This is a genomic window from Streptomyces sp. NPDC107538 (genome assembly GCF_055657445.1).
In genome coordinates this window covers 533,462-549,388 of the sequence record NZ_JBVKAY010000003.1, presented here as the reverse complement: position 1 = coordinate 549,388, position 15,927 = coordinate 533,462, and the positions used below count along the sequence as shown (strand labels likewise).

At 73.2% G+C, this 15,927-nt stretch carries 13 protein-coding genes and 2 pseudogenes; 6 read left to right on the top strand and 9 right to left on the bottom strand.

The features are described 5' to 3' along the window. Window positions 1-157: 157 nt before the first annotated feature. Together ACZ7MG_RS12995 and ACZ7MG_RS12990 are read right to left on the bottom strand one after the other, a co-directional pair. Window positions 158-829: a PadR family transcriptional regulator gene (locus tag ACZ7MG_RS12995; RefSeq protein ID WP_471381851.1), complete on the bottom strand. Its 672-nt coding sequence runs from the start codon at window positions 827-829 to the stop codon at window positions 158-160. A 96-nt stretch (window positions 830-925) separates the two neighbouring features. Further along, window positions 926-1,117, bottom strand: a complete 192-nt coding sequence (locus tag ACZ7MG_RS12990; protein WP_471381854.1) for a hypothetical protein — start codon at window positions 1,115-1,117, stop codon at window positions 926-928. 512 nt (window positions 1,118-1,629) lie between these two features. On the opposite strand from ACZ7MG_RS12990, the gene ACZ7MG_RS12985 reads away from it, so the two are divergent. Then, window positions 1,630-2,538 (top strand): hypothetical protein, encoded by a 909-nt coding sequence (locus ACZ7MG_RS12985; protein ID WP_471383005.1) that lies wholly within the window; start codon window positions 1,630-1,632, stop codon window positions 2,536-2,538. Window positions 2,539-2,648: 110 nt separating this feature from the next. Here the strand turns inward: ACZ7MG_RS12985 and ACZ7MG_RS12980 are convergent. Together ACZ7MG_RS12980 and ACZ7MG_RS12975 are read right to left on the bottom strand one after the other, a co-directional pair. Further along, window positions 2,649-2,858: pseudogene (locus tag ACZ7MG_RS12980) on the bottom strand (PfkB family carbohydrate kinase); the annotation flags it as partial. Between the two features lie 520 nt (window positions 2,859-3,378). After that, window positions 3,379-3,936 carry a DM13 domain-containing protein gene (locus ACZ7MG_RS12975; RefSeq protein WP_471382931.1) on the bottom strand — a complete coding sequence of 186 codons (558 nt, stop codon included), beginning with the start codon at window positions 3,934-3,936 and terminating at the stop codon, window positions 3,379-3,381. 187 nt (window positions 3,937-4,123) lie between these two features. On the opposite strand from ACZ7MG_RS12975, the gene ACZ7MG_RS12970 reads away from it, so the two are divergent. Continuing rightward, window positions 4,124-5,125, top strand: coding sequence for an NAD-dependent epimerase/dehydratase family protein (locus tag ACZ7MG_RS12970; RefSeq protein WP_471381856.1), 1,002 nt, complete (start codon window positions 4,124-4,126; stop codon window positions 5,123-5,125). A gap of 110 nt (window positions 5,126-5,235) precedes the next feature. Here the strand turns inward: ACZ7MG_RS12970 and ACZ7MG_RS12965 are convergent, their stop codons facing one another. Together ACZ7MG_RS12965 and ACZ7MG_RS12960 are read right to left on the bottom strand one after the other, a co-directional pair. Beyond that, window positions 5,236-6,348, bottom strand: a complete 1,113-nt coding sequence (locus ACZ7MG_RS12965; protein WP_471381859.1) for a sensor histidine kinase — start codon at window positions 6,346-6,348, stop codon at window positions 5,236-5,238. A 419-nt stretch (window positions 6,349-6,767) separates the two neighbouring features. Then, window positions 6,768-7,505: pseudogene (locus ACZ7MG_RS12960) on the bottom strand (response regulator transcription factor); the annotation flags it as partial. A gap of 114 nt (window positions 7,506-7,619) precedes the next feature. On the opposite strand from ACZ7MG_RS12960, the gene ACZ7MG_RS12955 reads away from it, so the two are divergent. The 3 genes from ACZ7MG_RS12955 to ACZ7MG_RS12945 all read left to right on the top strand — a co-directional run bounded on the left by ACZ7MG_RS12955 (window position 7,620) and on the right by ACZ7MG_RS12945 (window position 10,338). Next, on the top strand, window positions 7,620-8,360 hold the full coding sequence (locus tag ACZ7MG_RS12955) for a glycosyltransferase family 2 protein (RefSeq protein WP_471381860.1): 741 nt from the start codon (window positions 7,620-7,622) through the stop codon (window positions 8,358-8,360). Between the two features lie 38 nt (window positions 8,361-8,398). Continuing rightward, the gene (locus ACZ7MG_RS12950; protein WP_471382933.1) at window positions 8,399-9,058 is read left to right on the top strand and encodes a TIGR04282 family arsenosugar biosynthesis glycosyltransferase; all 660 of its coding nucleotides are present in this window, start codon (window positions 8,399-8,401) and stop codon (window positions 9,056-9,058) included. 488 nt (window positions 9,059-9,546) lie between these two features. After that, window positions 9,547-10,338: a class I SAM-dependent methyltransferase gene (locus ACZ7MG_RS12945; RefSeq protein ID WP_471381862.1), complete on the top strand. Its 792-nt coding sequence runs from the start codon at window positions 9,547-9,549 to the stop codon at window positions 10,336-10,338. 328 nt (window positions 10,339-10,666) lie between these two features. Here ACZ7MG_RS12945 and ACZ7MG_RS12940 read toward each other — a convergent pair whose 3' ends face one another. Continuing rightward, window positions 10,667-11,929, bottom strand: coding sequence for a molybdopterin-dependent oxidoreductase (locus ACZ7MG_RS12940; protein ID WP_471381865.1), 1,263 nt, complete (start codon window positions 11,927-11,929; stop codon window positions 10,667-10,669). 194 nt (window positions 11,930-12,123) lie between these two features. Between ACZ7MG_RS12940 and ACZ7MG_RS12935 the strand changes: the two genes are divergently transcribed. Beyond that, a complete protein-coding gene (locus tag ACZ7MG_RS12935) occupies window positions 12,124-13,566 on the top strand; it encodes a hypothetical protein (protein WP_471382934.1) in 1,443 nt (480 codons plus the stop codon). A 206-nt stretch (window positions 13,567-13,772) separates the two neighbouring features. Here ACZ7MG_RS12935 and ACZ7MG_RS12930 read toward each other — a convergent pair whose 3' ends face one another. Both ACZ7MG_RS12930 and ACZ7MG_RS12925 read right to left on the bottom strand, forming a co-directional pair. Beyond that, a complete protein-coding gene (locus ACZ7MG_RS12930; RefSeq protein WP_471381866.1) occupies window positions 13,773-14,507 on the bottom strand; it encodes an NADPH-dependent F420 reductase in 735 nt (244 codons plus the stop codon). Between the two features lie 369 nt (window positions 14,508-14,876). Beyond that, entirely contained in the window at window positions 14,877-15,755 is an 879-nt protein-coding gene (locus tag ACZ7MG_RS12925; protein ID WP_471381869.1) for an alpha/beta fold hydrolase, read from the bottom strand. Window positions 15,756-15,927 lie beyond the last annotated feature (172 nt).

Sequence of the window (15,927 nt, the reverse complement as noted above, 5' to 3'; positions counted from 1 at the left end):
GGTCGGGTGGTTCGGGTGAGCCCGGCGGACTCGGTCGGCCCTGTGGATCCGGTCGGCCCTGTGGATCCGGTCGGCCCTGTGGATCCGGTCGGCCCTGTGGATCCGGTCGTTCGGGTGCTCAGGGCCGGTCGTGCAGGGCGGTCGTCACGGGCGGACGTCACGGGCGGTGGCGTGCGGCCTCCTCTGCCCCGGCCCCGGCCCCGGCCCCCGCCCGCGCTCCCATCCCCGCCGCTCCCGCTACCGCCCCCGGGGAGGCCGGCTCCGGCGGCCCCGCCGCCGGGGCGGTCGACGAGAGACGGATCAGCCGGGACTCGCAGTGGTCGAGCCAGCGCGCCTCGGCCTCGGTCTGGAAGATCAGCTGCTCCAGGACGAGGAGCCAGGCGATGTCGTCCCGCTCCCGGGCCCCGTTCTTCTCCACGGCGGCGAGGGCCTGCGCCTTCAGCCGGGTGTAGTCCTGCATGGCCTTCAGGGTGTGCCGGCGCTGGGACTGGATGACATCACGGATGTCGACCCCGGGCGCCCCGACGGCCATGGCCAGCTTGATGGCCAGCTCGTCACGGGCCGGGCTGGTGCGGTCGACGGGGTTCTCGAACCAGCTGCGCAGTTCGACGCGACCGCTGTCGGTGATCGTGTAGAGCGGGTGGCCGGCCTCGTCCTCGCCGTTCTGCACGACCATGCCGTCGCGTTCGAGCCGGCTGAGCGTCGTGTAGACCTGACCCACGTTGAGCGGCCAGGTGGAGCCGGTGCGGGACTCGAACTCCGTACGGAGCTGTGAGCCGTAGCGCGGGCCGCGTTCGAGGAGGGCGAGAAGCCCGTGACGGATGGACATACCGAGTATGTATACCGAGTAAGTCCGCGTGGGCAAGCGTCCTGAGGCGGACCCCGGAGGTCCGACTCAAGGGGGACCCGGGCCGCCGCCAGCCGCTCAACGGCGGCGCATCCGCACCCCGAGGAAGCCGATGCCGAGGCCCACCAGAGCCAGCCCCCCGCCCGGTGCGAGCACGGGAATCCGCCGGTCGGAGAGGTCGAGGGGGCCTCGGTGCCGGTCCGGTGAGCGGCCGCCGGCAGCTCCGCGGGCGAGCTCTCGGCGGGCCGGGGCGTCCGTCTCGGGTACCACCTCGACCCCCTCGTCCGGCTCCTCCGCGGACTCCTCCTCTGTTGCCGTTTTAGTACGAGCGGGCTCCACCGGGCTCGTGGAGCACGGCGAGCCGGAGGGGTCGGCCGGTCGGCCGGGCCGCTCCCGGCCCTCCCCCGCCGACCGCCCCGCGAGGGAGGCGGAGTCGCTGGGCGCGGGCGCGTCGGGCGGCCCCGACGGCTCGGGGGCCGCCGGACGGGCGGGTCCGGCGGGTCCGGAGGAGGGCGACGCCGACGGGCGGACGGGCGATCGGGCGGGGTGGGTGCGGCGGCCGTTGCCGCCGAACCGTTCGGAGCGGGGCGTGGGCCTACGACTGCGGAGTCGACGGGCACGCGAACCTTGCGAGGTCACGCCATCAGCAGCCCGTCTGCGGTGGGCCCGACTTCCCCCGAGCCCGACGTCAGCAGACGGACCAGGGTCGACCCTGAAGTCCACGAGAGGCGAGCTCTCCGCCCACTCTTTGCCCAGCGCACTGGAAGAGTTACCGTTCCTATATGAGCGATTTGATACAAGAAGTGCGTTTGGTCCTGTCGGGGCGCATTGAGTTCCAGCAGGACATCAGCGTGGCCCAAGGAGCTCGCGTGATCAGTCTTCTGCAGGCTTCTCCCGAGCCCGATCTCCCGCCTTCGCGCCCCGAGCCGGTGGCACTTCCCCCTCCACCCGCCCTGGACTCGGAAGAAGCTCCCCCCGAGCTCCCGGCGCGTGAGAGTGCTCCCCCGCGGAAGCACATCGAGGGGCCCCGTCAGGCCCTGGAACTCTCCGGCGCGAGAACCATTCCGGAAAGAATGACAGCCTTTGCCGCATACCTCCTTGAGGCGGAAGGGCACGAGACGTTTACACAAGGTGACATCCGCAGGCTTTTCCAGCGCGCACGGGATCGTGTTCCGTCCCACTTCACCCGCGAGTTCGACAAAGCCGTGCATGCGGGCTGGATTCACGAAGGGCAGACCAAGGGCGAGTTCTATCTGTCACAGGCCGCCCAGGGTGTGTTCGAAGATCGCTTCGACGCCCTTCGTGGCAAGCGCGGTCGCAAGCCGGACAGCGCCGCTTCGTCGTCGAGAGGATCCGCGCGGAGAGCACCACGCCCGGTCTCAGCACCGGAGCCCTTCTCCAGCCTTGACCACGTACCCACGACTCTGGACGGGGTGATTCCCTACCACAAGGTGAAACTGAAGCGGGACAAGCTCCTCTGGGCCCTCAAGCTGGCCAAGCAACTCGGCGTCGACGCCCTACAGGGTCCGGAAGCCGCATGGCTCACCGACAAGCTGGGAGAGGGGCTCCCGACCCGGGACATGTACGGCCACTTCATGGGCCTGAGTCGACAGGGATACGCCAACCGCTCGATGATCGGCAACGCCATGCGGATCACCGAAACGGGAGAGGAGTACCTCGCATCACTGTGACTCCGGGCATCGCTCGGATCGGCGGGCGGCGGCGGCCAGACGGGCCCATCCCAGGGGGGAGCGTTCGAGACGCCGTGGACCGCGACGCGTTCTGCATGAGGCGTGTTCGCGCCGGGGACGGAGCACGTCAGAGTGGCGACGCGGGCCGCGAAGGTGCAGACGTCGGTTACGTCTTCGAGGACAGCGTGCCGAGCCGGCCGCCGAGGTGATCGAGTGCGGAACATGCCTGCTGGGAAGGAGTCTCCGGCGCCGATGGTGTCGACGACGTCCCCGGCCGGGGTCGGGACGGCGGCGCGTGGGCTGTCGAGATTGCTGAGCATTTCGCGCGCGACGCAAACCGGACATCGACGTCTGGCAGCAACGGCGGTGACCGATGACGGACGGCAGCGGCCGTAGTCGGAGCGGCGAGCGACCGACGAACGGTGCTTCGCAAGGCCGCGCCGCAGGGTGATCGAGCTCTTGATGCGGTGGTCACACCTATCTGCGACGCCAGACGTACCAGCCCACGACCAGCACGACCAGAAGCGACAGCACGAACGCCCAAACGGTGGTCGATGCGTCGTAGGACCGATACACGATGGCCAGCATGCGGCAGCGGGTACCCGGCAGGTGGCGTTGCAGCCCTGCACCGCCAGCGCACCGGCATCCCAGAGATACGCGACTGGGAGTTGGGGGCGGTCGGGCAGTTGCGCCCTTTTGCGCTGGAGTCCCTTGGGTGTGCTCGTGGTCGAGGTGGGGACGGGGACGAGACGGGGGTGGGAAGGGGATGTCGACGGAGCCGATGGCGGCGGGGGCGCTGCCCGGTGTGGTGCACCGTGCCGTCCGTGCCGTCCGTGGTGGTCAGGTGGCGGTGAGTTCGGCGGCGGCGAAAGAGACGTCGAAGCGGTCGCACCAGATGGTGACGCTGGTGTAGTGGGAGGGATCGATGTCCTCGGGCAGGGGGTAGTTCTGGTTTCCCTTGTTGCCCTTGAGCTTGCCGAGGCTGATGTGCTCGCCGTCGTCGAAGACGTGCCAGCCGGCCCGTCCCTCCCTCACCGGGGCGTCGGTCAGCCACACGCGCAGATCCGGGCCGTTGCTGGTGTCCAGCCGCTCCAGGCGGAGCACATGGGTGCCGTCGGCGAGCCGTACGAGCCTCACCGTGCCCGATGTCGTGTGCTCGTGGCTGATCAGCTCAGCGGTGGCCAGCGTCGACGGTCCGGGATCCGGTCCGGGAGTGCGGGAGGCTTCCACGACGGTGCCGGGCAGTGACTCCGTCACCGTCTCGTCCTGCCAGAGCTTCCACGGCTGGAACCAGTACAGCCCGGCGCCCGCTCCCACGACCGCCGCCACCACCGCCGCCGCCACCGCCACCGCCGCGAGCGGCCCGATGGCCGAAGGGCCTCTCCGTACATGCCCCATGCCGTCCCTCTTCTCGCTCCGTCGGTCCATGCCGTCACTCCATTCAACGAGGAGAGCGATCGGCCCGGCCCAGGGCGGGCGATGACGAAATCCTTACGTCCCGGCGGCGGGGCCGGCGTCTTACGGAACCGTGACGTGCCTGGTGTGGCCGGGGGAAGTCGTGGGTGCGCCGCCCTAGCGTGGGCTCATGCGTGTACTGGTCACCGGCGGTGCCGGGTTCATCGGGTCCCATGTCGTCGAGGCGCTGGCGGCGCGTGGGCACGAGCCCGTCGTGTTCGACGTGCGGGAGGACGCGCGCGCGGACGTGCGGGACGGGGAAGCGGTCCGCCGTGCCCTCGCCGGAGTCGACGCCGTGTGCCATCAGGCGGCCATGGTCGGCCTCGGCACGGGCTTCGCCGACGCGGCGGAGTACGTCTCCCGCAACGACCTGGGGACGGCGGTGCTGTTGTCCGTGATGGCGGACGTCGGCGTGCGGCGGCTCGTACTGGCCGGGTCGATGGTCGTCTACGGGGAGGGCCGGTACGTCTGCGGGCGGCACGGGGTGGTCCGGCCGGGTCCCCGGGCCGTCACCGAACTCGACGCCGGCCGCTTCGAGCCGCTGTGCCCGGAGTGCGGCGCGGAACTGGCACCGGGGCCGGTGGGCGAGGACGCTCCGGTCGACCCGCGCAATGTGTACGCGACGACCAAGCTCGCCCAGGAGCATCTGGCGGCGGCCTGGGCCCGGGCGACGGACGGGGTGGCCGTCTCGCTGCGCTACCACAACGTGTACGGGCCGCGGATGCCCAAGGACACCCCGTACGCCGGTGTCGCCTCCTTCTTCCGCTCGGCGCTCGCGCGAGGGGAGAGCCCGCGGGTGTTCGAGGACGGTCGTCAGCGGCGCGACTTCGTGCACGTACGGGATGTGGCGGCGGCCAACGTGGCGGTGCTGGAGGCGGGTTCGGCCCGGGGCGCGCTGACCGCGTACAACACCGGGAGCGGTGAGCCGCACACCGTCGGGGAGATGGCGCGGGCGCTGGCCGCCGCGTACGGCGGGCCCGAGCCGGTCGTCACCGGGGAGTACCGGCTGGGGGACGTCCGGCACATCACCGCCGACTCGTCGCGGCTGCGGGCCGAGCTGGGCTGGAAACCGGATGTCGGCTTCGCGGAGGGGATGCGGGAGTTCGCGCGTTCCGGGATGCGGGGCGCGTAGATCCGTACGGGGCGCGTGGATCCGTACGGGACGCGTGGCCCCGGTGCGGGGTCGGGGCCCGTAGGCCCGGTACGGGGCGCCCCCCATGGGACCGGTGGTGCTGCCCGTGATCAGGAAGCGGTGGCGGGCAGCACCACCTCGAAACGGCAGCCGCCGGGGATGTTGCGTACGGTCGCGGAGCCTTCGTGCGCCTCCACGATGCCCCGGACGATGGCGAGGCCCAGGCCCGCGCCGGCCGGGGGTGTGCGGGCGTGGGTGCCGCGCCAGCCGGTGTCGAAGACACGGGGCAGGTCCGCCTCGGGGATGCCGCCGCAGCCGTCCGTCACGGACACGACGACGCCCTCGGGCGAGCGTCCGGCGGCGACGGCGACCGTGCCGTCCGCGGGGGTACGGCGGATCGCGTTCACCAGGAGGTTGCCGAGCACCCGGCTCATCTCCCTGCCGTCCACCTCGACCGGCACCGGCTCGATGCGGTCGCCGACCAGTCTCACCTCGTGCTCACGGGCGAGCGGGTCGGCGCCCGCCATCGCGTCGCCGACCAGGTCGTACAGCGAGATCCGGGAACGGGTGAGGGCGAGGGCCCCCGCGTGGATGCGGGAGAGTTCGAACAGGTCGCCGACCATGTCGTTGAGGCGCTCCACCTCGGTGCGGATCTGCCGCAGATAGCGGTCGGGGTCGGCGGCCACGCCGTCCTCCAGCGCCTCGGCCATGGCGCGCAGTCCGGCGAGCGGGGTGCGCAGGTCGTGCGAGATCCAGGCGACGAGTTCGCGGCGGGAGGACTCCAGCGCGCGCTCGCGTTCCCGCGATGCGGCGAGTTTGGCGCTGGTGGTGGCCAACTCGGCACTGAGCGCGGCGAGTTCCGCGGTGGCCGGGCCGTCGGGGGCGGCGAAGTCCCCGCCGTCGCCGAAGGAACGGGCGGCGAGTTGGAGGGCCCGGCTGCGGGCGACGACCCAGCGGCCGAGCAGCAGCGCGGTGATCAGGGAGACGACGGCGGCCATGGCCACGACCGTGGTGACGACGGTCAGGTCGTGCGGGGAGAGGAACATCGCCCAGGCCACGGCGAGGGTGCCCGTGAGCATGGCGGTCACGGCGACGGCGGCCACGACGGTCAGCGACGCGGTGAGCGAGCGGCGGCGCAGCGGCCACAGCGCGAGCGCGCCCAACAGTCCGGCCGCCACGGCGCCGAGGAAGGCGTACAGGGCGATGAGGAGGGTGTCGCGCATCGTCAGTCCGTCCGGCGGGCGGTGTGGGTACGGGCGTCGGCGTCGGCGTGGGTATGGGGGGCGGGGGCGGGGTGGGGGTCGGGGGCGGGGTGGGTTTGGCCTTCGGCGTCGGTACGGGCGTCGGTGACAGCGTCGGTGTGGGCGTCGGCCTTGGGACGAGCGTCGCCTTCGGCTTCGGCTTCGGCGTCGGCGTCGGCGTCGGGGTCGGGGTCGGCGTCGATACGGGCGTCGGCGCCGGTATGGGTCTGGGCTTCGGCCCCAGTACGGGCATTGGCGTCAGCGTCGGTACGGGCGTCGGCCTCGGTACGAGCGTCGCCTTCGGCGTCGGCGTCGGCGTCGGCGTCGGCGTCGGCGTCGAGGTCGGCGTCGGCGTCGATACGGGCGTCGGCGTCGGCGTCGGTACGGGCGTCGGCGTCAGCGCGCGTCGGGTCGAAGCGGTAGCCGACGCCCCATACCGTCTGGATCAGCCGGGGGCGCGCAGGGTCGTCCTCGATCTTGCCGCGCAGTCGGCGGACGTGGACGGTGACCGTGGAGAGGTCGCCGAAGTCCCAGCCCCACACCTCGCGCATCAGGTCCTCGCGGCTGTACGCCCGTCCCGGGTGCCGCAGGAAGAAGGCGAGGAGGTCGAACTCGCGGAGGGTCAGGGCGAGTTCGGCGCCGTTCCGGGTGGCGCGGCGGGCGGCCGGGTCGATGGCGAGACCGGCCGCGCTCAGGGGCCGCGCGCCCGCGCCGGGCCGGGTGCGCCGCAGGACGGACTCCACCCGCAGGACCAGCTCCCGGGGGCTGAAGGGCTTGGTGACGTAGTCGTCGGCCCCCACCTCCAGGCCGAGGATACGGTCGTCCTCGTCGCCCCGGGCGGTGAGCATGATGACCGGTACCGGCCCCCGCCCGCGCAGTCGGCGGCACACCTCCAGGCCGTCCATGCCGGGCAGCATCAAGTCCAGCACCACCAGGTCCGGCCGGTGCGTGGCGGCGCGGGCGAGCGCGGCCGGGCCGTCGCCGACGCGGTCCACCGTGTACCCGGCCCGGTCGAGGTAGCCGGCGACGACCTCGGCGACCGTGGGGTCGTCGTCGACGACGAGGACGCGGGCCGCGCCGACGGCCCCCGGCCCGGGTGACCGCCGTACCGTCCCCGGCTCATGTGACTGCTGCTCCATGCGCCCAGCCTCGCACCGCCCGGCCACCGGCGGGCTTCCACCGGCTCGCACGGGCACGGACGTCCGCGTTTCGTAAGGAGCGGACGTCCGATACGTCCTTTTCGTGCTCGTAGGGTGAAAGCCGTGACGACCTCTCCCACCTCACCCGACCTCGATGCCGATGCCGATGCCGATGTCGATGTCGTGCTGCCGTGTCTCGACGAGGCCGGGGCCCTGCCCTGGGTGCTGGCCCGGATCCCGCAGGGCTGGCGCGCCCTGGTCGTGGACAACGGCTCCACCGACGGCTCGGCGGAACTGGCCCGCGAACTGGGGGCCACCGTGGTCCACGAGCCGCGCCGGGGTTTCGGCGCCGCCTGCCACGCCGGTCTGACCGCCGCCACGGCCGACATCGTGTGCTTCTGCGACTGCGACGCCTCGCTCGACCCGTCGCTGCTCGTCCCCTTCGTCCGCGAAGTGGCGGACGGGCGGGCCGACCTGGTGCTCGGCAGACGCCGCCCGCGGAGCCACGGGGCGTGGCCCGCGCACGCGCGGGCGGGCAATCTGGCGCTCGCCCGGATGCTGCGCCACCGCACCGGACTGCGCCTGCGCGACCTCGGCCCGCTGCGCGCCGCCCGCCGCGAACCGCTCCTCGCCCTCGGGCTGACCGACCGGCGCAGCGGCTATCCGCTGCAGATGGTGGTGCGCGCCGCCGACGCGGGCTGGCGCGTCACCGAGCACGACGTGCCGTATCTGCCTCGCACCGGAGCCTCCAAGGTCACCGGCACCTGGCGGGGCACCTGGCAGGCGGTACGGGACATGCGGCGCGTCCTGAACGAACCGCCCACGCCCGTCCCGGCGGAAGGAAACCGCCGATGACCACCCGTCCCGTCCCGACGACCACCCCTCCCGACCCCATGACCACTCCTCCCGTCCCGACGACCACCCGTCCCGACCCGACGACCACGCTCCTCGTCATCGCCAAGGAGCCGGCGCCGGGGCGGGTGAAGACCCGGCTCACCCCGCCCTTCGCTCCCGAGGAGGCGGCGGCGCTCGCCGAGGCGGCCCTGGTGGACACCCTGCGTGCCGTGGCCGCGACGCCCGCGCGCCGCCGTGTCCTGGTGCTCGCCGGGGAGGCCGGCCCCTGGCTGCCGCCCGGCATCGACGTCGTACCGCAGTGCGCGGGCGGGCTGGACGAACGGCTCGCGGCGGCCTTCGCCGGCTGTGACGGCCCGGCGCTGCTCATCGGCATGGACACCCCGCAGGTCACCCCGGAGCTGCTGACCGTGGACTTCGCCGACTGCGACGCGTACTTCGGTCCGGCCGAGGACGGCGGCTTCTGGGCGCTGGGGCTGGCCGAACCGGATCCCGGCCTGCTGCGCGGGGTTCCCATGTCGACGCCCGCCACCGGCGCCGTACAGCGCCACCGGCTGGTCGCCGCCGGACTGCGGGTGCGTGACCTGCCGCGGTTGCGTGACGTCGACACGGCCGCGGACGCGGAGGCGGTCGCCGCGACGGCACCGTACGGCCGGTTCGCCGCCGAGCTGGCCCGACTGCGGACGGTCGGCAGCCGATGACCACCGCCCGGCGGGAGATCGGGGCCGAGGTCGGGGCCCGGGACGAGGTCGAGGCCGGGGGCGGGAGCGGGGCCCGGGACGGGATCGGGACCCGAGGCGGGAGCGGGACCCGGAACGGGATCGGGACCCGAGGCGAGACCGGGACCCGGAACGGGATCGGGACCCGAGGCGAGACCGGGGCCCGGGGCGGGAGCGGGGCCCGGGACGGGATCGGGACCCGAGGCGAGACCGGGACCCGGAACGGGAGCGAGACCCGAGGCGAGACCGGGACCCGGGACAGGAGCGAGACCCGAGGCGAGACCGGGACCCGGGACAGGAGCGAGACCCGAGGCGAGACCGGGACCCGGGACAGGAGCGAGACCCGGGACGGGAGCGAGACCCGAGGCGAGACCGGTACCCGGGACGGGAGCGAGACCCGAGGCGAGACCGGTACCCGGGACGGGAGCGAGACCCGGTACGGGAGCGCGGCCGGGGGTCGGGCCTGGGGCATGGGTCCGTATGCCGACGCTCTGCGCACCGGTCGCGGTCCGCTCTTCCTGCGCCGCGGTGACGGATGGCTGCTGCCGCTGGAGGTCGAGCGGTGGTGCGGCCGCGCCGACAGCGTCGACCGGGAGGTCCTCGCGCGGTGCGAGGGTGCCGTACTGGATGTGGGGTGCGGGCCGGGACGGCTGGTCGTGGAACTCGCCGCCCGGGGCCGGCCCGTCCTCGGCATCGACGTCAGCGAGGCCGCCGTCGCCCACACCGTCCGGCTCGGCGGACAGGCCCTGCGGCGCTCGGTCTTCGCCCCGCTGCCCGGCGAGGGCCGCTGGGGCACCGTCCTGCTCCTCGACGGCAATCTCGGCATCGGCGGAGATCCCTACGCCCTGCTCGGCCGGCTCGGCGAACTGCTGCTTCCCGGCGGCCTGTTGATCACCGAGACGGTCGCGGCGGACGTGGACGAACGGGTGGAGGTCCGGCTCGTGGGAGCCACCGGCGGCGCCGATACCGACGGCGGCGGAGCCGGTACGGACGGCGGCGGCACCGGTACCCACGGCGGTGGCGGCGCCGACGACGCCCCGTTCCCCTGGGCCCGGCTCGGCACCCCGGCGCTGCTGCGGTGCGCCCGCCCGTTGGGCTGGCGCACCGCCGGTCAGTGGACGGCCAGCGGCCGGTCCTTCGTCGCCCTGCGCAGCCGTGTCCGCAAGCCCAGCAGCAGCGCCGAGCCGGCGAACAGCAGGGCTGTGATCAGCAGCCAGCGGGACAGGAACCCCTCGGCCGACAGCGCGGTGGCGGACTCGTAGCGGTCCGCCACCCGCCCGCTGATCAGCGGGAACCACACCAGCAGGAGCAGCCCGGAGAAGAGGGCGGGCACTCGCGCGTACACGGCCCACTCCCGGTGGCCCGTGGCACCGGATACCCGTACGAGCGCCCGGTCGGCCGCCGCGTACAGCGGCACCAGCACGAGATCGTGCACCACCGCCGCGCCCACGAACCACAGCGCGACCCCGAACCAATCGTCCGCGAGCAGCCGCACCCCCGCGTACCCGGCGAGCGCGAACGAGGCCGCCAGGAGCAGCAGTTGGAAGGGGCTGCCCAGCGGCAGACGGAACAGCTCGAACAGCTTCCCCATCACAGGTCTCCGAACGTCATCCGCGCCACCCACTTGGTGTTGAGCACACCGGGCGCGGCGGGCACGATGATCCGCGCCGGGTAGCCGTGGTCGGGGGACAGCGGCTCGCCGTTGACCTCCAGGGCGAGCAGCGAGCGCGGGTCGCGCACCTGGTTGGCGCGCAGGGCGGCCCGGCGGAAGGCACCGCGCCGTTGGAGGGACTCCACCAGCACGTCGGGGGCGGCACCGGCCTCGTATCCGACGAGGGCGGCGAGGTCCCGCAGCCGCACGCCGCGCCACCACTGGTCGGAGGTGGACCAGCCCTCCACACAGGCGATCGGCAGGGCCGAGCTGTGCAGGGACAGCCCCAGCAGCTCGGGGCGGCTGATCCGGACGGTCCCCGAGGGGCCGGTCACGGCGAGCCGCCACGCGTCCTCGCTCGTCTCCGCCGCGCTGATGCCCCTCGACGCGGCCGTTTTGTTGATCTGGAATCCGTTCGGCCCGCTGCCCGGCCCGGCGCCACCGTGCGGCGCGAGGAGAGCCGTTCGCCGCAGCGGGCCGTCGAAGTTCTGGCCCACGGTCGTCCCGAACAGCAGCAGCGAGCCGCCCCCGACCAGCCACACGGCCCCACGCCGGGACACCGTGGGCTCGGCGGGGTTCGGGGACACGAGGGAGGGCTCGTTGACGGACACCGGTGGCGGCGCCCCTTCCTCCTCGCTTCCCCGCATCCGGCGCAGGTTGCGTACGGCCGTCGGCGCCCGCAGGACGACATGGACCGCGAACGCCGCGAAGAACACCCACGCCCCGTAGAAGTGCAGGGGGTAGAAGGAGCCGGGGAAGAGGTAGTCGAGCTGGATGTTGAGCACGCCGGTGACGAACTCGAAGAGGGCGCCGCCGACCAGCAGAAGCAGCGAGAGGCGCTCCAGCGCGTGGGCGAGCGATCTGACGGGCGGCAGTTGGAACAGCCTCGGCAGCACCGACCACAGCTTGGCCAGCAGTACGGGGACGAGGGTGATGCCGAGCGTGACATGCGCTCCCTGGTTGAGGCGGTAGAGCCAGGGCGGGTCCGTCGGCCAGGCGAAGAGGTAGAAGCCGAGGATCCCCTTGTCGGGGGTCTTGTCGTTCACCGGCGACAGCCCCGGGTTGTACGCCGCGTACGACAGCAGCCCCGTCACGAACAGCACCGTGATCCCGGCGAGCAGCACCACACCGAGCACCGAGGTGAACCAGGGGCCACGCAGCGGGCTGCGCCAGAACGCGGGGGAGAAGGGAGTCCGTGCCATGCCCCGACCGTAGGTCCGCGGCACCGGGTGGGAGGGGCCGCGACCCATGACGAAACGCTGACGTTCGCGCCTGTCGGGGCGGTGCGGGGCGCCGTCCGGCCTAGCGTTCCCGCGTGACCCGCGATCTCCGCCACCACGACCCCGGCGGCGCCGAACCCGACCCGGACCTCCGTGACGGCGACCGCCGCCGTGACCTGCGCCATGACCTGCGCCGTGACCTGGGCGCCGCCCTGGCGGCTGTGCTGCTCGTCGTGGCCGCCGCGGTGGTCGGCGTCGTCATCAAGCGCGCCGAGGACGTTCTCCATGTGGGCTGGCCGCCGCTGTACGCCAACTGGGCGCCGCACACCGGCCCCGGTACCCCGGCGGCACTCGCCGTCGCGATCGCCGTCGTGGTGTACGGCCCCCCGCTCGCCGCCCGGCTGCCCTGGCGCCGCCTGCTGTGGACCACGTGGGTCACCACCATGGCATGGACCTTCTCCCTCGCCCTCGTCGACGGCTGGCGGCGCGGGATCGCCCGGCGGCTGACGACCAGGTACGAGTACCTCCAGGTCATCGACCGCTTCGACGACATCCCCGGCACCCTGCGCACCTTCACCGACCACATCCTGCTGGGCTCCCCCGACCACTGGCCCCCGCACGTCGCCGGCCACCCGCCGGCGGCCACCCTCACCTTCGTCCTCCTCGACCGGATCGGCCTGGGCGGCGGGGCGTGGGCCGGCGTCTGGTGCGTCACCGTCGGCGCCACGGCGGGCGCGGCCGTACTGGTCACGGTCCGCGCCCTGGCCGGGGAGGGACCGGCACGGCGGGCGGCACCGTTCCTGGTCCTCGCGCCGGCCGCGGTGTGGATGGGCACCTCCGCCGACGGCTACTTCGCGGCGGTCGCCGCCTGGGCCGTCGCCCTGCTCGCGCTCGCCCTGACCGGGCGCACGGGGCGCCGGCGGCGGACAGCGGCGTTCGGCTCGGGACTGCTCTTCGGCCTGACCTGCTACCTGTCGTACGGACTCACCCTGTTCGTCGTCATCGCGGCGGGAGTGGTCCTCCTGGGCCGAACCGGCCGGGGCCGGGGCCAGGGCTCCGTGAGCGGGCTGCCCTTCCTGGTCTGCGGACTCGCCGTCGTCCCGCTGCTGTTCACCCTCGCCGGATTCGACTGGTGGGAGGCGTACCGCCTCCTGGTCCGGCGCTACCACCAAGGCGCCGGGGGCTTCCGCCCGTACGCCTACTGGGTGTGGGCGAACCTCGCCTGCACGGTGTTCGTCGTGGGCCTGGCGACGGTGGCGGGCCTGCGGCGGGCGGGTGCCGCGCTCATCCGGGAGCGCCACCGCCTCACGCCCCGACGGCGGGACGGCCTCCCGCCCCGCCCGGACCGGCCCGGCGACTCCGACTCCAACTTCGACTCCGATGCCGATGCCGATGTCGATGCCGCGTTCCGCCTCGCGCTGCTCGTGTCGGCCGCGGCGCTCGCCCTGCTGGTCGCCGACCTGTCCGGGATGAGCAAGGCGGAGACCGAACGGATCTGGCTGCCCTTCGCGCTCTGGCTCCTGCCCGCCTGCGCGCTCCTCCCCCGTCCGCGTGCCTGGCTTGCCGCCCAGGCCGTCCTCGCCCTGCTCCTCAACCACCTCCTCCTGACCGGCTGGTGACCGGCCTTCGTCTGTCCTCGTTCAGCCGGGGGGCGGGTTGGGGTGCGTCTTGAACAGGGCGGCCAGATGCATCAGGTTGCAGCGGCTCGGCGGTAACAGGCGTACCAGCCCCGGGAGTTGAGCAGCCCGGAGCACCCGTACGGCCGCTCGATCACCTTCTTCGACACCGCCTCCCTCGGCGCACTCGCTACCGACGGCCGGGGTGGTCACCTGTGGGCGGCGCGGTTCATCTCGACGATGTCGTCCAGCGTGGGATCGGCACCGAGGGCGGCGAAGCGCTCCCCCATGCTCTCCCGGACCGCCGTGTCCTTGACGCGATCGGCCGCGGCCAGGGCTGCCGGCAGCTCGTCCAGGGTCAGCTCGGTGCAGTAGGCGGGGCCCATCGGCTGCTGACGCCAGGAGTCGGCCAGTGCTCCCGCGTCGTAGGGGTCGAATCCGGTGTCGTCCACCAGCCGCATTGCCACACGCTTAGCCTCCTCGGAATCGCCCGCGACCGGGAGGGCGATGCGGCCCGGAGTGCCCGCCGGGACACCCTTCGTCCGCTGGGTTCCGGCCAGGGCGGCGTTCCACGCCTTGACCACGGGACGCCCGAGGAGCTCGGCGGTGTGCACGCTCTCGATGGCGCCACCCTCCACTGCCTCGATCCGGCCGCTGAGGTGCGGGTAGTAGTTGGAGGTGTCGATGACCACCGTCTCGGCGGGGACGGAGGCGAACAGATCGGCCAGCTGTCCCGCCACCCCGAAGGGGATGGCCAGGATGACGGCGTCCCTGTCCTTGACGGCGGCCTCAAGAGCGACGGCGCGGGCGCCGGTCTCCAGTACGTCGGACGCGACGGCCTCGGGCCCGCGGGCGTCGGCCACCTGGACGTCGTGACCGGCCTCGCCGAGCTTGCGGGCAAGATTGCCGCCGATCGCTCCCGCTCCGATGACAGAGATTTTCATGAGGTGTCCTTTCAGGGGCGCACCGCTCCGGGGCGGCGCCATGCGGTCACTTGGGGCTGTCGAGCGGAGGCGGGGGTGACCGCCCGGAGTCCGTTGATCAACGGAGCATCCGGGCGTCCGGGGATCCCTGCATGCTCCGGACGTCCGGGGGTCCCCGGGCGCTCCCGGCGTCCGGGGATCCCCGCATGCTCCGGGCGTCCGGGGATCCCTGGACGCCCGGATGCTCCGGTGATCGCCCGGCAGAGGCCTACGCCTCGGCGTTCGTGTTCCGTTCGCGGCAGCCGGCGGCGATGAGCGGGCGGACGAGGTCCGGCGACTCCGCGGTGATGACGGTGTCGCAGTGCATGGTTCAGCGGGTCCCGGGGGAGGTCAGGCCACCGCGTTCAGCAGGTCGGCCAGCACGTCGGGCCGTTCCAGGGCGATGAAGTGGCCGGCCTTGGGGACCTGGGTGAAGTCGGCCGCCGGAAGCAGTCGCTTGTTGGCTTCCCGGTCCGAGGGGCGGGACCAGTCCTTCTCCCCGTAGACCAGGTGGACGGGCGCCTTGACCTCGGGGTAGCGCGGGCGGGCCGCGATGAGGCTGGGCAGGGCCTGGTACACGGCCCGGGCGACGGTCGGGTAGCCGGGACGGCTGCCCACCCGGAGGAGTTCGTCCACGTAGTCGTCCCGCAGCGCGCCCTTGTCGCCGAGGCCGCCCTGAAGGATCGTACGCAGGGCGGGCCGGGGCTCCACCCCGGCGATCACGGGGCCGACGCCGGGCGCGAGGACACCGCCGACCACCACACGGGCGAGGAGGCTGGAGCGGGCGATGCCACCGCGGAAGTCGTAGGTGTTCACCGCGACGACGCGTCGGACGCGCTGCGGGAGATCGGCCGCAGTGGTCAGGGCGAGCACCGCTCCCATGGACTCCCCCAGCAACGTCACGTCGTGGAGGTCGAGTTCGGTCAGCAGCCGCTCGACGCCCGCGCGCATGGCCGGCTCGTCGTACGACGCGCCAGGCACGATCTCGGAGTAGCCCATCCCCGGCAGGTCGAGGGCGTACACGGTGTACCGGTCCGCGACCAGCGGGATGAGGTGGCGGAAGTGCTCGGCCTGGGTGCGCACGGTGTGCAGCAGGACCAGGGGGGCGCCGGTCCCCGCCTGGAGGTAGCGCAGGGTTCCCGCACGGCCGCCGGATCCCGCGCGCGGGGCGATGGTGTGGCTGGTGGTCCCCGGAACGCGCATCGTGGGACGTGACTCTCGGCTGGACATCTCGCCGACTCCTCGGGTGTGAAGGGGTTGCTTCGCCAACTGGGCGGACAGCGCTGCCAGGTCGCCCGCGAGGCCCGCCTCCCGTCCTCCGGAGAGCGAGAAACCGACCGGTTTCCACCAAGGTAAACCGGTCGGTTTCAATTGGCAAGCCCGGTCCACTTGCACCCAGGAA

What these genes read in the sequence shown, in the direction of transcription:
- ACZ7MG_RS12995 (WP_471381851.1), bottom strand. Translation starts at nt 829, where the DNA reads ATGTCCATCCGTCACGGGCTTCTCGCCCTCCTCGAACGCGGCCCGCGC.
- ACZ7MG_RS12975 (WP_471382931.1), bottom strand. Translation starts at nt 3,936, where the DNA reads ATGGGGCATGTACGGAGAGGCCCTTCGGCCATCGGGCCGCTCGCGGCG.
- ACZ7MG_RS12970 (WP_471381856.1), top strand. Translation starts at nt 4,124, where the DNA reads ATGCGTGTACTGGTCACCGGCGGTGCCGGGTTCATCGGGTCCCATGTC.
- ACZ7MG_RS12940 (WP_471381865.1), bottom strand. Translation starts at nt 11,929, where the DNA reads ATGGCACGGACTCCCTTCTCCCCCGCGTTCTGGCGCAGCCCGCTGCGT.
- ACZ7MG_RS12985 (WP_471383005.1), top strand. Translation starts at nt 1,630, where the DNA reads ATGAGCGATTTGATACAAGAAGTGCGTTTGGTCCTGTCGGGGCGCATT.
- ACZ7MG_RS12945 (WP_471381862.1), top strand. Translation starts at nt 9,547, where the DNA reads ATGGGTCCGTATGCCGACGCTCTGCGCACCGGTCGCGGTCCGCTCTTC.
- ACZ7MG_RS12950 (WP_471382933.1), top strand. Translation starts at nt 8,399, where the DNA reads ATGACCACTCCTCCCGTCCCGACGACCACCCGTCCCGACCCGACGACC.
- ACZ7MG_RS12925 (WP_471381869.1), bottom strand. Translation starts at nt 15,755, where the DNA reads ATGTCCAGCCGAGAGTCACGTCCCACGATGCGCGTTCCGGGGACCACC.
- ACZ7MG_RS12965 (WP_471381859.1), bottom strand. Translation starts at nt 6,348, where the DNA reads ATGCGCGACACCCTCCTCATCGCCCTGTACGCCTTCCTCGGCGCCGTG.
- ACZ7MG_RS12930 (WP_471381866.1), bottom strand. Translation starts at nt 14,507, where the DNA reads ATGAAAATCTCTGTCATCGGAGCGGGAGCGATCGGCGGCAATCTTGCC.